Annotated in this window: 1 protein-coding gene; it reads right to left on the reverse strand. The window is 66.1% G+C overall.

What is annotated here, in order from left to right:
• Window positions 1–694: class I tRNA ligase family protein (locus tag ACNOHI_RS24900; RefSeq protein WP_420477414.1), on the reverse strand; the 694-nt coding region annotated here is incomplete at both ends.

Consider the following 694-nt stretch of genomic DNA (forward strand, 5'->3'; position numbering starts at 1 on the left):
GCCGCGTGCATCCAGCTCGCGCTTGTTCGCCATCCAGACGTCGAAGTCCTCGCGGCCGTGGCTTGGCGCAGTGTGCACGAAGCCGGTTCCGGTGTCGTCGGTGACGTGTTCTCCGGCGAGCAGGGGCACGGTGAATTCGTAGCCGCCGCTGAAACCGCGCAGCGGATGCGCACATTCCACGACATCGAGCGTATCGCCGGGGATGTCGCGCACCCTCTCATAGGCGGCGACGCGCGCCTTCTTGAACACTTCCGCCGCGAGCGCGTCGGCCAGGATCAGCAGGTCGCCCGTCTTCGCCCATTTGGCTTCCGGCGCGTCGGTTACCTTGTAGAGGCCGTAGGCGATCTTCGGCGAGAACGAGATCGCGCGGTTGCCGGGCAGCGTCCACGGCGTGGTGGTCCAGATCACGACCGAGGCATTGGCCAGCGCGCCATGCGCCGGCGAGGTGACCGGGAATTTCACCCAGACCATGTCGGAGGTGTAGTCCTCGTACTCGACCTCGGCCTCGGCGAGCGCGGTCTTCTCGACCACGCTCCACATCACCGGCTTGGAGCCGCGATAGAGCGTGCCGTTGGCGGCGAACTTCATCAGCTCGCGCGCGATCTGGGCTTCGGCCGGATAGTTCATGGTGGCGTAGGGATGCGCCCAATCGCCGATGACGCCGAGCCGCTTGAACTCCTCGCGCTGTACGTTG

This window comes from Noviherbaspirillum sp. ST9 (genome assembly GCF_048799745.1).
In the GTDB taxonomy this organism is placed as follows: Bacteria; Pseudomonadota; Gammaproteobacteria; order Burkholderiales; family Burkholderiaceae_D; genus Noviherbaspirillum.